Origin of the sequence: Virgifigura deserti (assembly GCA_003576685.1) — a bacterium.
Taxonomy (GTDB): domain Bacteria; phylum Pseudomonadota; class Alphaproteobacteria; order Dongiales; family Dongiaceae; genus Virgifigura; species Virgifigura deserti.
On sequence record QOZR01000002.1, the window covers coordinates 392408 to 405324 of the forward strand.

Genomic DNA, 12917 nt, shown 5'->3' on the forward strand with positions numbered 1-12917 from the left:
CCGCTACTTGTGAGCCGAGCGCCGCTCTACTCCTCCAGCCGCTCGAGCGCGATGGCGGCCTCGTCATATCCCTGATCGGCGGCGGCTTCGTACCAGCGGAGCGCCTCCGTCGGATTCCGCTCGACGTCGAGGCCCTGCTCGTTCATGAGACCGAGGAAATACTGGGCCTCGACATGCCCCTGCTCGGCGGCGACGCGGAAGGCGGCTGCCGCCCGACCGAAGTCCTGCGGAACATACCGGCCGGCCATGGACATCGCCCCGATCACGGTCAGAGCCTCGGAGTTGCCCTGATTGGCCAGAGCGGCCAGTTCGGCGGTCCCCTTCTCCACATTGCCGTTGTCCAGGGCGGCAAGCGCGGCGCGAACCTCCGGGTCGGCGAAGCCCGATGGATCGGCGAGGAGCAAGCTCATGGCGGCGGCTCGGGGATCGCCCCGGCCGGCCGCGGCCTGATACCATCGGCGCGCCGTATCCCGGCTCGGGGCCACGCCCATGCCATGTTCGTAAATGACGCCGAGATTGTAGAGGGCGGTCGCGTTACCGCGGTCCGCCGCCGCGCGATACAAGGCGGCGCCTTCGTGGAAATTCCTTTCCGCGGGAATCTCCCAACCCGTGTAATGGGCGAAGCCCAGCCATGCCTGCGCCGCGGCGTCGCCCCGACGCGCCAGGGTCTTCAGGGCCTTCAGCGCCGTTCGAGAGTCGCCCTGACGGCAGGCGGCATAGACGGGCGCGAGCGTCTTCGAGTCCGCAGCGGAGGCGCAGGAGAATCCGGCGAGCCGATCCACGCCCGCCCGGGCCCTCCTGGCCGCCGCATACCAGCGATGTGTCTCGGACGCGTTCGCCCTCACCCCCTTGCCGTCCCGATAGGCGTGGCCGAGTGCCATCTGGGCTTCAGGGTTGCCCTGCTCGGCCGCGGCCCGATACCAGCGAGCCGCTTCGGCGTAGTCCGGCGGCGCCCTCAGCTGATAACGGCTGAGGGACCGCGCCAAAGCGAGCTGCGCCGTCGGATCGCCCTGTTCGGCGGCGGCCCGGAACCAGCGGCGCGCCGCGGTGCTGTCCGTCGCCACACCGAGGCCCTGGTCGTACATCGAGGCGAGGAACGACTGGGCCACGACATTGCCCTGGAGCGCCAGCGTCCGAAACTGCTCCGCCGCCCAGGCATAGTCGCGGCGCTCATAGGCATCCATGGCTGCGTCGAAGCCCGGCCGCGCGGCGACATCGCCACCCGAACGCCGAACGAACATCCGATCGATCGCGGCATCGGCTCCGGGGTGGCCGCGCGCCCGCGCCGCGGAATACCAGCGATAGGCCTGCTCGAAACTCCTCGAAACGCCGAGGCCAAGATCGTACAGCACCGCCAGGTTGAACTGCGCCTCGACGTCGCCGAGCCTTGCGGCGGAGCGGTACCATCTGGCAGCCGTCACATAATTCCGCGGTACCCCACGGCCCTTGTCGTAGAGAAGGCCGAGCCAGAATTGCGCCCGAACGTCGCCTTGATGCGCGAGCTTGGTGAACTGCGAAAAAGCGGATTGGTAATTCGCGTCCTCGTAAGCGGCAATGGCCGTCTCGAGGCTCGCGGCCGCGGCGATCCGCCGGGCCGCGGTACGGGCGTCGGCATTGCCTCGATCGGCCGCGGCCTCGTACCAGCGGCGCGCCTCGATATAATTCCGCTCCACGCCCGTGCCATGCTCGTAAGCGCGGCCGAGACGGTACTGGGCCTGGGCATGCCCCTGCTCCGCGGCCTTTCGAAGCCAGCGCAGCCCCCTCGGCTGGTTCGGCGCGATTCCGGGCGCGCCCCGCTCATAGATCAGGCCGAGATGATATTGCGCCTCGGCGTCGCCCTTGTTCGCCAAGTCGCTTAGCTTGTCCCGCGCCGTTGCGTATTCGCCGCGCTTGTATGCGTCGATCGCCTGGTTCAGCGCGGACGGCCGCTGGTCTCCACCGGCCATGACCTCGCCGAACCGCGCCAGCGCCGCCCTTGCGTTCTCGTCGCCCTGCGCGGCAGCGGCCCGGTACCAGCGAATTGCCGCCGCATCGTCCTTTCGAACGCCCTGGCCGTATTCGTACATCTGGCCGAGATAGTACTGCGCCACGGGATCGCCGCGCTGAGCCAGCACCAGGAACTGCTCCAAGGCCACGGAATGCTCGCCGCGGAGATAGGCCATGACCGCCGCATCGAACTCCGCCTGCGCGGCGGCAGTGTTGCTGAAGGCAAGGGCGAGGGTCAGCGCAACGGCGCGCGACATCGACCGCCACATGGCACCCTCCCTGAGGGTTGGCATAGCGCGGTGGCCGAACCTAGTCTGTTCGACGTTACCTATCGTGATATCAGATGAGCCTGGCCGCGTCCATGAGGCCGCTTCCGCCTTGCGGGGCGTGACGGCGATCCGCTATGTCATTTTCGGGCGGTGTTCCCGATCCGCCTTTAGCCAGCGGGAGAACGATCGATGCGCGAAGGCTCCAACCTGCGGACCGGCGGCCAGATTCTGGTCGATGCCCTGAAGATCCACGGGGTCGACCTGGCGTTCTGCGTCCCGGGGGAGAGCTATCTGGCGGTGCTCGACGCGTTGTATGACGCGCGGGACGCGATTCGCCTGGTCGCCTGCCGACAGGAGGGCGGCGCCGCCAACATGGCGGAGGCCTATGGCAAGCTGATCGGCCGCCCCGGCATCTGCTTCGTGACGCGCGGACCCGGGGCGACCAACGCCTCGATCGGCGTCCACACCGCCTTTCAGGACTCGACGCCGATGATCCTGTTCATCGGCCAGGTGGCGCGCGACCAGGTCGAGCGCGAGGCCTTTCAGGAGGTCGATTTCCGCCGGATGTTCGGCCCGCTCGCGAAATGGGTGGCGCAGATCGACGATGCCGCGCGGATTCCGGAGCTGGTGAGCCAAGCCTTCCATCGCGCCATGGCTGGCCGGCCGGGTCCGGTGGTGATCGCTCTGCCCGAGGATATGCTGACCGAGCGGGTGGATGTCGCCGACGCCGGCCCCTACAAGACCGTGCGGCCGCATCCGGGCGCGGCCGACCTCGACGCTATGCGCGGCCGGCTTGCCGCGGCGAAGCGGCCGTTCATGCTCCTTGGCGGCGGCGGCTGGAGCGCCGATGCCGTCGCCGACATCACGGCTTTCGCCGAGACCAACGACCTGCCGACCGGCGCGGCCTTCCGCTGTCAGGACCTCTTCGACAACACCCGTAAGAATTACGTCGGCGATGTCGGTATCGGCATCAATCCGCCACTGGCCGAGCGGGTCAAGGCCGCCGACCTTCTGCTCGTCGTCGGCGCCCGGCTCGGCGAGATGACGACCAGCGGCTACACCCTGGTCGACCTGCCACGGCCGAAGCAGACTCTGGTCCACGTCCACGCCGGCGCGGAGGAGCTCGGCCGCGTCTATCAGGCGGACCTGCCGATCAATGCCGGCATGGCCGCGTTCGCCGCGGCGGCGCGCGCCCTGCCGCCGGTCGACTCCGCGGCCTGGACCGAGTGGACGGCGGCGGCGCGGGCCGATTATCTCGCCAATCTGCAACATCCGCAGAATCCGGGGGCGCTGCAGATGGGCGAGGTGATGGCCTATTTGCGCGAGCGGCTGCCGGCCGATGCGATCCTGACCAACGGCGCCGGCAACTACGCCACCTGGCTGCATCGCTTCTACCAGTATCGGCATTTCCGTACGCAGCTCGCGCCGACCAGCGGGGCAATGGGCTATGGCGTGCCGGCTGCGGTCGCGGCGAAGGCGGTGCATCCCGACCGGCCGGTGATCAGCTTCGCCGGCGACGGCTGCTTCCTGATGAACGGACAGGAGCTGGCGACGGCCGTGCAGTACGGTCTCAATATCATCATCCTGGTGATCAACAACGGCATGTACGGCACGATCCGGATGCATCAGGAACGCCACTATCCCGGCCGAATCAGCGGCACCGATCTGGTCAATCCCGATTTCGCCGCCTATGCCCGCGCCTTCGGCGCGCATGGCGAGACGGTCGAGACGACGGCCGACTTCGCTCCCGCCTTCGAACGGGCGGTGCAGGCCGGGCGACCGGCGCTACTCGAGCTGAAGCTCGATCCCGAGGCCATCACACCGCGCGCGAGCCTGAGCCAGATCCGCGCCGCCGCATCATCGAAGTAGTCCTGGCGCCCGCTGCGCGCGCCGCTCCAGCGCCTTGAGCCACGCCGCCATCAGGGCCACGCCCGCGACCAGATAGATCATCCCGCCGGGCACCCACATGACCAGCCCGGCGAGTTGTTGATCCTCGAGAAGCGTGAGGCCCCAGGCCGCGGCGCGGTTGGCATAGGCGGGATAGAGCGGCATCGGCGCGAAGGTGATCAGCGCACCCAGAAGGCCCGAATGGATCACCGTCACGAGCATCCATAAGATGCCGACGCCGAATCCCAGCTCCGGGACGCGACCGGAGCGCACGATCGCCCACCAGAAGAGCAGTCCAGTGAACAGGAAACTCGCATGTTCGGCGATGTGGACCGCCTCGTTCGCCAAGGCGGCTTGGAAGGCGGCGGGCGCATGCCAAGCCCAGAGCGCGATGCCATGGAGCAGCGCCGCCGCACCCGGGGCGCTGAGCCGCCGCCAAGCAGCGCGCCACCACCCCTGCCGTCCCCAGCCGACGAGTCGGCGCCGCCATGCCGCAGGCAACCCCCGCATCAGCGGCGCCATCGGCGCGCCGACGACCATCAGGGGCGGCACAACGGCGACCAGAAGGACATGCTGCGCCATATGCGCGGTGAACAGCGCCTCGCCGAGGGCGTCCAACGGCCAAACCAGGGCAAGGACCAGCGCCAGCATCCCGCCGAGGAAGGTGGCGGCCTGCCAGCGCTTCGGCCCGCGTCCCGTCCCCGCCCGCCGCCACTGCCGAGAGAGGCCGATCGAATAGAGGACGGCGACGAAGGCCAAGGACAGCGTGACGAATGGGTCAAGCGTCCAGGCGGACCAGAGATCGTGCGGCGCCGGCGGCGCATCGACATGAGCCAGGGCGGTGGTCGACGGGAGCAGCGCAAGGAGGATGGATAGCTTCAACCATCGCATATCAATAGAACGGCATTTCCGCCACATGGCCGCTCGCCTCACCGCAAGGTGTAGAGAATCACAAGCCCGCCGATATAGACGCCGAGCACGGCGACCGAATCGCCCCCCATCCGCAGCATGGTTCGATCCTTGCGCTCGATCAGGCCGACAATATAGATGGTGGTGACGGCGATGCCGAGCAGCGCAGCAAAGGACGAGAACCGCCCGACCTCGTCCAGGACCAGACCGCCGACATAGACCACATCCACCACGAAGATGAGCACGAGGTCGAAGAGGTTTGTGCCGAAGATGTCGGAAATGGCCATTTCGTACTGCCTGAGACGCATGGCCGAAAGAACGGTGCTGATTTCCGGAAGGGAGGTCGCAATGGCAACGAACACCGCGCCGACGAAGCTCGACCCGAGGCCCGTCTTCGCCGCAATCGCGTCACCGGTCCGGGCAACCAGAAACCCCGCGATCAGAATCGCGAGGCCGGCAATGACGGTCTTGAGCACCGTTCGCCCAAGTGACGGGGACTCCGCGCCTCGACCGCTGTCATCGGCGTTCTCGCCTTGCCGGTGCTCGCCGTCCTTCCGTTTCCGGCTCCCTTGCTTCTCTGCCCGCCCGGGCGCTTCCCGACGATCGGCGGCGGCCCAGGTCTCGCGGGCGCCGTACTGCGCGATCAGCCAAACGGAAAGGAAATAGAGGACAAGTATGCCGACGGACCAGCCGCCGACACCGAATACCGGCACCTCGCCGACCGTGATACCGGCGATGACGAGAACGAGGAGGAGAACGCCCAGCGCCCCTTGAAGAAGTACGCCGGGTCGGGCGATGACCGAGGTCAGCGCGTCCCGCCCGATCGCGGCATCGGCAAGGACGAGAACGGCGACCTGCATTGCTACGCCGCCAAGAAGGTTGTTGACGGCGAGCGCCGCGTTCCCGCTCCACGATGCCGTGATAGAGGTGGCTACCTCCGGCAGCGACGTGATTCCGCCGAGCAGCACCAGACCGATGAACGCTTTCCCAATCCCGGTCCGATCGGAGATCGTAGTGGCATATCGCGACAAGCGCGCCCCAGCGAGCCAGACGACCGCTGCCGCGACGACGAAGACCGCGATGTTGATCCATAGGGAGTAGCCCTTGAAATTCAGAAAATCCATGGATCGTCACTCCTGAGGTGGCGAGAGGCACGCCGCCTCGTGCCGGATGCAGCACGGCCGACTCACGCTAGCGGCAGAACGGCAACAGCAGTACCGGCATACCGCCACGTTATCCGACTTGGCCCAGTGGCATGGTCCCGAGTTAGCCGACATAGGCCGAGAAAAGCGCAAAAAAGGCGAACCCCGCAGCAAAGGAAATCGTCGAGATCCATCGCGCGGCGCCCGGCTCGTCGGCCTGCGGGACCATGTCTTCCACTGTGGCGAGGAGAAGCACGCCAACGATGAAGGCCAGGGCCGCGTGCTCGAACCGGTCGCTCGCGCCGCGCAGAAGCCAATAGCCCGCGCTGGCGCCGAGGACGGCCGGCAGCGCGAACGACGCGGTGGTAAGCAAGCGCGATCGCCGCGGCACCTGTTTTTCGCGAAAGTTCGCGATGGTGGCAAATCCGCCGGGAAGGTTGGCGATGACCTGGCTGATGCCGAGGAGAACGCCAAGGCCGCTGGAAACGGCCGAGCCGGCTCCGATCATCAACCCGTCGCTGAGGAGGTCGGCGGAGACGGCCAAGTACACCATCCAGGCACCCGCCCCTCCGACACCCACTCCGCTTCGCGCCCATTTGATGCCGCGCGCCAGCAGAACCGAGAACGCCGCTCCGCAGGTGAAGGACACGACCAGCAGCCAAGTCGGAAGACTCTCGAGCACGCGCGGCATGAGCTCGACACTGACCACGGCAATGGCCACGCCGGCCGCCGCGTGCAGCGCCGCGCCGATAACCCAAGGCGGCACGCGCAGGCTTTCGGCCAGGAGGCCGCCGGCGAAGTTTCCGCCTGCCGGAAGCAGGGCGATGGCGAGCAGGGTCAGATAATCCGACATGATCCCCTCACCGGAAAGGGCGCCGCATCGACGCGAAGCGGATTGCCGTCGGCCGCTCAAGGCATTTCTGACGGTGGACCTCACTCATCCTTTCACTGGCAGGGCGGTAACAGCAGCACCGGCAGGCCGTCCCAGAGAACGGCGACCAGCGACAGTCCGGCTCCCGCCGCCGTCATCCAGTTCATGAAGCGCTCCGCATCCCGCTCTGCGGCGGATCCGATCGCGCCGAGATCGCGCATCGCGACGAGGAGCATAAATATGGTCGCCACCGCGGCGGCAACCGTAGCGACGCCGACGGTCAGCGGCACGATACCGACGCCGAACAAGTCGATGTCGGCGAAACCGCGGGCGCAGGCCAGTGCCTGAAAGATGTAGATGAACAGGAAGTGAGCGGCCCAGATCAGCGGGCCGGCGAACATTTCGACCAGGCGTGCGGAGAAGCCCTGCGTGCGCATCGCCGGCCTATTCCACGAGCCGCGGGAACAGATGAATGACGGCGAGCGCGACGAGTCCCTGCCCCACCATGTAGTGCCACAGCAGCATGGTGTTGTCGAAGGTCGCCCGGCGCACCGGATCGAGCAATCCGCACACCGAGCGCGCCAGCGTGTAGCCCGCCATCAGCAGCAACACCGCGACGTGAAACCCCTGATAGCCGAGCAGCACATAGATCGCCGCGCCGTAGGCGTGCTCTGACGGCCGCAGCCCGGCCTGCCACTGATCGTAAAGCGCGATCGCCAGGGCGGCGATCATCAGCGGGACGCCCAGCGTCAGGGCGATGCGCATGGGCCACTGGCCGCGCCGCTCCGCCGCCGCCAGCGCGCGGCTGGCATAGGCAATGGCCGCACTGCTCGCGGCGAACAATGCGGCGGCGGCGGCGGGCCAGAGCAGGGAGGAAAGCTCGACGCCCTCCGGCGGCCATGTGCCCGGGTTGACCGTCCATAGAAAGAAGTAGGCGAAGATCAGCGAGGCGAAGATCGAGCCGTCGACGAGCAGCAGAACGACCATCGCCCACCAGGAATGGGAGGTCGAACCAGTGACGTAGACCGGCAGCGTGATGCCGCCCCCGACATCCTGCGGCGGGAAGGCCGGCCCCGGGTCCGTGCTCCACAGCCAGGCGACGACCATCGCAACCGCAAACACGCCGCAGATCACCGCCGGGATCGGCAGCTTGACCGTGAGGAGCATGAAGAACGCCGCCGTGCCTACCGCCGCCAGCATCGCGGTCCAACTCGGGCCGGGCATCATCAGCAGATATTGGGGACGGGCGTCGACCGCACTGGTGATGATCGTTTCACGCTGTCCGGTCGCTGTCCCGGGCAGAAAATAGCGCCCGCTCTCGACGTCCTCGGCGAGGTTCGGTTGCTCCCAGATGGGTTCGCGACTGGTGATGATGGGAATGCTGCGGGTCTGGTAGAGGCCGCTGGGCAGCCACTCCAGCGTGCCGGCCTTCCAGGGATTGCCCGATCCGCCGGCCCCGGTCGGCCGAAAATTCAGCATCAGGTCGATGAGGAACAGCAGAATGCCAGCCCCCAGCACATAGGCGCCGGCCGTCGACAGCATGTTCAGCGTATCCCAGCCCATTTCCGCCGGATAGGTATAGACCCGGCGCGGCATGCCGAGCAGCCCGGTGATGTGCATCGGGAAGAAGGCGAGGTTGAAGCCGACGAACATCAGCCCGAAGACCCAACGGCCGAGCCGCTCCGACAGCTGCGTGTCGCTCGCGGTCGGCGCCCAGTAGTAGAAGGCGGCGAACAGCGGGAACACCATGCCGCCGATCAGCACATAGTGGAAATGGGCGACGACGAAGTAGGTGTCGTGCACCTGCCAGTCGAACGGCACGATCGCAACCATGACGCCAGTCAGCCCGCCGAGCACGAAGATGAACAGGAAGCCGAGGATGAACAGCATCGGCGTGTGAAGCTTCGGCCGCCCCCGGCCGAGCGTGGCGATCCAGGCGAAGACCTGGATGCCGCTGGGGACTGCGACGGCCATGCTGGCGGCGGAGAAGAAGCTCAAGGAGAGCTGAGGCAGGCCGGTGGTGAACATGTGATGCACCCACAGGCCGAAGCTCAGGAATCCGGTGGCGACCAGCGCCAGCACGATCCAGCGATAGCCCGCCAGCGGCACCTGCGCCATCGCCGGCACGATCATCGACACCATCGCGGCGCCGGGAAGGAAGATGATGTAGACCTCGGGATGGCCGAAGAACCAGAACAGATGCTGCCAGAGCAGCGGGTCGCCGCCCTGCTCGGCGATGAAGAACGGCCAGTGGAAGGCGCGCTCCAGCTCCAGGAGCATCGTGCAGGCGATCACGGCCGGAAAGCCGAACACGATCATGCCCGCGAACACCAGCATCGCCCAGCCATAGACCGGCAGCTTGTCGAGCGACATGCCCGGCGCCCGCGTGCGCAGGATGCCCACCACGATCTCGATCGCGCCGGCGATGGCGGAGATCTCGATGAAGCCGATGCCGAGGAGCCAGAAATCGGCGTTGATCCCGGGCGAATACATGTAGCTGGTCAGCGGCGGATACATGAACCAGCCGCCGTCGGGGGCGAGCTCGAAGAACAGGCTGCAGAAGAACACGATGCCGCCCACGGCATAGGCCCAATAGGCGTAGGCGCTGAGCCGCGGAAACGGCAGGTCGCGCGCGCCCACCATGTTCGGCAGCAGATAGACGCCCATCGCCTCGACCACCGGCACGGCGAACAGGAACATCATCATCGTGCCGTGCATGGTGAAGAACTGGTTGTAGGTCCCCTGATCGAGGAAGTCGTTCTCGGGCACCGCAAGCTGCGTGCGCATCAGGAGCGCCAGAATTCCGGCGAGGATCAGGAACAGAACCGCCGTGCCGATATAGAAGAGCCCGATATAGGTGTTGTTGACCGCGCTGATGATGCGCCAGCCCGTCGGCTGCTGCCACGCCGCCTCGAGACGGTCGAGCTCGTCGGCCGGCCGGGGCAAGGGATTGGGCAGCTTCATTTCAGGCTCTCCAGATAGGCAGCGATCGCGCGCAGGTCTTCGCCCTCGAACACATCGAAGGACGGCATTCGGTTCTCGGGCTTGATGCGCTGGCTGTTGGCGATCCAGGCCTCGAGTGTCCCGATGTGATTGTCGAGAATGCCCGCCGCGATCGAGACGCGGCTGCCGACATGGGTCAGGTCGGGGCCGATCCGGCCAGCCGCCGGGGTTCCCCGAACGGTGTGGCAGGCACCGCAGCCGCTGGACAGGAAGAGGTCCCGGCCGCGCGTAATAAAGGGGGTTTGCGGCTCCCGCGCCGGGCCGCTCTGGTGCTCGAACCAGCGCGCGAACCGCTCCGGCTCCTCGGCAACGACAAAGAACGCCATCTTCGCGTGCTGCGCTCCGCAATATTCGGCGCATTGGCCGCGAAAGGTGCCGGGCTCCTCCGCCTGAAATGTCACGTCGTTCACCCGACCGGGAATCATGTCGATCTTCCCGGCGAGGTTCGGCACCCAGAAGCTGTGGATCACGTCGGCGGTGGAGACGGCCGCCGTGACCGGCCGTCCGACCGGAACGCGGACCTCGTTCGCGCTCACAAAGGCGACATTCCCGTCTTCGTCGAGATAGCGCACCTCCCACCACCACATGTGGCCGATCACCTCGATCCGGAGGGGGTTCCCCTCGGCGGGCGCGGTCATCACGCCGGCCGCGTCGAGCGTATAGATGAGCAGCGCGCTCAGCGTGACGACGGGGAAGATCAGGCCTCCGCCGATGATAAGCGCGCCGCTGCCGATCCATCCTCCGCGTCCCGGCCGGGCGATCATCGCGTAGAGGGTCAAGGCCATGACCGCGATGAAGATCACCGCGGCACCGATGAACAGAATCCAGGCGATCTCGGCGATCCGCTCCGCGCCCGGGCTGTTCGGCGTCAGCGCCGCCTGAATGCCGTCGCAGCCGGTCAACAGGAGAAAAGCCGTCACAAGCGACGCCGCGACCGGCCATCGGAAACCGAAGGGGCATTCCGCTTTCGTGATGGGGTGACGCTTATCGGCTTTCATCGCGGCCGCATCAGCGAAGCGTATAGAGATAGGCGGCGATATGGCGGGCGTCCTCGTCACTGACGCCGAGGTCCGGCATCGCCGTGTTCGGTGCGATCGCCGGCGGATTTTGAATCCAGCGCGTGAGGAATTCCGGCTGATTCGGCGCCACGCCGGCGATGTAGACCCGATGCGCGAAATCCGTCAGCGGCGGACCGACGGTGCCGTTGGCGCCGTCGATGCCGGGGATCGCATGACAGATGCCGCAGTCATAGCGCAGGATCGCCGCCTCCCCGAGTTCCGGATCACCGTCGACCATCCGCTGCGGCGGCGACTCCCCTGATTCGTCGCAGCCCGAAAGGCCGGTGAGGATCGACAAAACGACGGCGAACCGAAAGAAGGCCGCCGGCGCCAGTACTGTGCGGGCGCGGCCGAAGTCAGTTCCGGTCATCGGGAACGACGGACGGCGCGTCCAGCCTCTCGCCCAGGCTCTCGGCGGCCGCCTGCGGTGCTTCGCCGGGCCGGAGGGACGCGTAATAGAGGGAGACGGCGCGGATCTGCTCGTCGGTGAGCTGCTCGGCGATTGTCGCCATGATCTCGGAGTAAGACCCGCCGCCGCGCTTGCCCGACCTCCAGAGCTCGAGCTGCAGCGCGATATACTCGGCATACTGCCCCACCAGCGATGGATAGACCGGATCCGGCGCCACGGCGGCGGATGGGCCATGGCAGGTGACGCAGGCCGGCACGCCCTGCTCGGGCGCGCCGTTTGCGACGAGCGCAGCGCCCTGCTGCAGGGTTTCCCGGTCGGCGACCTGCGGTTTCGGAGGGTAAGGCGCATCCTCGATCCCGGCGTAGTATTCCGCGATGTTGCGCCGCTCCGCTTCGCTCAGCTCGGCCGCGACCGGCTGCATGATCCCGCTCGGCCGGGAGCCCACGGCATAGCTTTCGAGCGCATGCTGCAGATATTCGAAGCTCTGGCCCGCAAGCCTCGGAAAGCCGCCTTCGCCGCCGCCGGCCCCGCGCAGCCCATGGCAACGCGCACAGGCGACCAGCGATTCCCCGGCCGACCCGGCAACAGCGAGGAGCCGGGCACGCTCTTCGGGTGTCCCTTCGATCTGGCTCGTCGCTTGGCTTTCCGACACGCGCCGGTACTCCTCCGGCTCCATCTCCGGCAGGCGTTGCAGGAACGCCACGACCGCCCAGACCTCATCGTCGCGCTGCTGCGCCACCCAGGCGGGCATGCCGGCATATTTGATGCCGTGCTTGACGATCCAGAACAGCTCGGCCGCGCTCCAATGTTCGATCGTGTTGGCGAGATATGGCGGCGGCGGCAGCATCTGCCGCGTGATCGGATTGCGCCCTTCGCCCGGCGCTCCATGGCATGGTGCGCAGCCGCCTTGGTAATGTCCAAGCCCCCGATAGAAAAGGGACGGGTCGTCGAGCGGCGGGACCTCGATACCGAGAGCATGGGTTTCGACAGAGTTCCTCATGCCGAACTCCAGGAACCAGCGGGTAACGGCCAGATGACCTGTGCTCGCGGCGACGTTGTAGATCCCGGACCAGGCTAAGGTGAAGGCTCCCGCACCGAAGAGGGCAATCAACACGGCCAAGATTATGAGCGTTCGCTTCATTGCCCTCTTTCGCGTCAGCCAAGCTCGAGGAAGCCCCCGAAAGGCACCGCGCATACAGCTCCCATTCGAGCGCCGATACCCTGTCGGTCAGGCTCGGCTCCCGGCGAATCGGGCAAGCTGACGCGGAAATTAGCGCCAATCACATAAACTCGCCTCGGCCGGTTCATGTTCCCGCAGCGCGTAGAGATCCCTATTTCCAGCAGAGAGCGTCATCCATCCTGCCAGCGCCCCTACGGTGATTA

Annotated in this window: 10 protein-coding genes; 1 reads left to right on the plus strand and 9 read right to left on the minus strand. The window is 66.9% G+C overall.

All coding sequences use genetic code 11. From position 1 onward, the window contains the following. Positions 1-26: 26 nt before the first annotated feature. Positions 27-2255 (minus strand): SEL1-like repeat protein, encoded by a 2229-nt coding sequence (locus DT069_RS05235; RefSeq protein WP_162912988.1) that lies wholly within the window; start codon positions 2253-2255, stop codon positions 27-29. Between the two features lie 189 nt (positions 2256-2444). On the opposite strand from DT069_RS05235, the gene DT069_RS05240 reads away from it, so the two are divergent. Then, a complete protein-coding gene (locus tag DT069_RS05240; protein WP_119459216.1) occupies positions 2445-4124 on the plus strand; it encodes a thiamine pyrophosphate-binding protein in 1680 nt (559 codons plus the stop codon). On the opposite strand, the gene DT069_RS05245 is transcribed toward DT069_RS05240, so the two are convergent. The 8 genes from DT069_RS05245 to DT069_RS05280 all read right to left on the minus strand — a co-directional run bounded on the left by DT069_RS05245 (position 4113) and on the right by DT069_RS05280 (position 12675). Continuing rightward, on the minus strand, positions 4113-5024 hold the full coding sequence (locus tag DT069_RS05245) for a cytochrome c oxidase assembly protein (protein WP_425450020.1): 912 nt from the start codon (positions 5022-5024) through the stop codon (positions 4113-4115). The two genes, DT069_RS05240 and DT069_RS05245, sit on opposite strands and share 12 nt — an antisense overlap. Positions 5025-5071: 47 nt before the next feature. Beyond that, positions 5072-6175 (minus strand): sodium:calcium antiporter, encoded by a 1104-nt coding sequence (locus DT069_RS05250; RefSeq protein WP_119459218.1) that lies wholly within the window; start codon positions 6173-6175, stop codon positions 5072-5074. 142 nt (positions 6176-6317) lie between these two features. Further along, positions 6318-7046, minus strand: coding sequence for a ZIP family metal transporter (locus DT069_RS05255; RefSeq protein ID WP_425450021.1), 729 nt, complete (start codon positions 7044-7046; stop codon positions 6318-6320). Between the two features lie 92 nt (positions 7047-7138). Then, positions 7139-7501: a hypothetical protein gene (locus DT069_RS05260; protein WP_119459219.1), complete on the minus strand. Its 363-nt coding sequence runs from the start codon at positions 7499-7501 to the stop codon at positions 7139-7141. A gap of 7 nt (positions 7502-7508) precedes the next feature. Then, entirely contained in the window at positions 7509-10028 is a 2520-nt protein-coding gene (ctaD, locus tag DT069_RS05265; RefSeq protein WP_119459220.1) for a cytochrome c oxidase subunit I, read from the minus strand. Continuing rightward, positions 10025-11065 carry a cytochrome c oxidase subunit II gene (gene coxB / locus DT069_RS05270; protein ID WP_119459221.1) on the minus strand — a complete coding sequence of 347 codons (1041 nt, stop codon included), beginning with the start codon at positions 11063-11065 and terminating at the stop codon, positions 10025-10027. The genes ctaD and coxB overlap by 4 nt, the downstream gene beginning before the upstream one ends. Before the next feature lie 10 nt (positions 11066-11075). Continuing rightward, entirely contained in the window at positions 11076-11495 is a 420-nt protein-coding gene (locus DT069_RS05275) for a c-type cytochrome (RefSeq protein WP_425450022.1), read from the minus strand. Further along, positions 11482-12675, minus strand: a complete 1194-nt coding sequence (locus tag DT069_RS05280; RefSeq protein ID WP_119459222.1) for a c-type cytochrome — start codon at positions 12673-12675, stop codon at positions 11482-11484. The genes DT069_RS05275 and DT069_RS05280 overlap by 14 nt, the downstream gene beginning before the upstream one ends. Between the last annotated feature and the right edge of the window lie 242 nt (positions 12676-12917).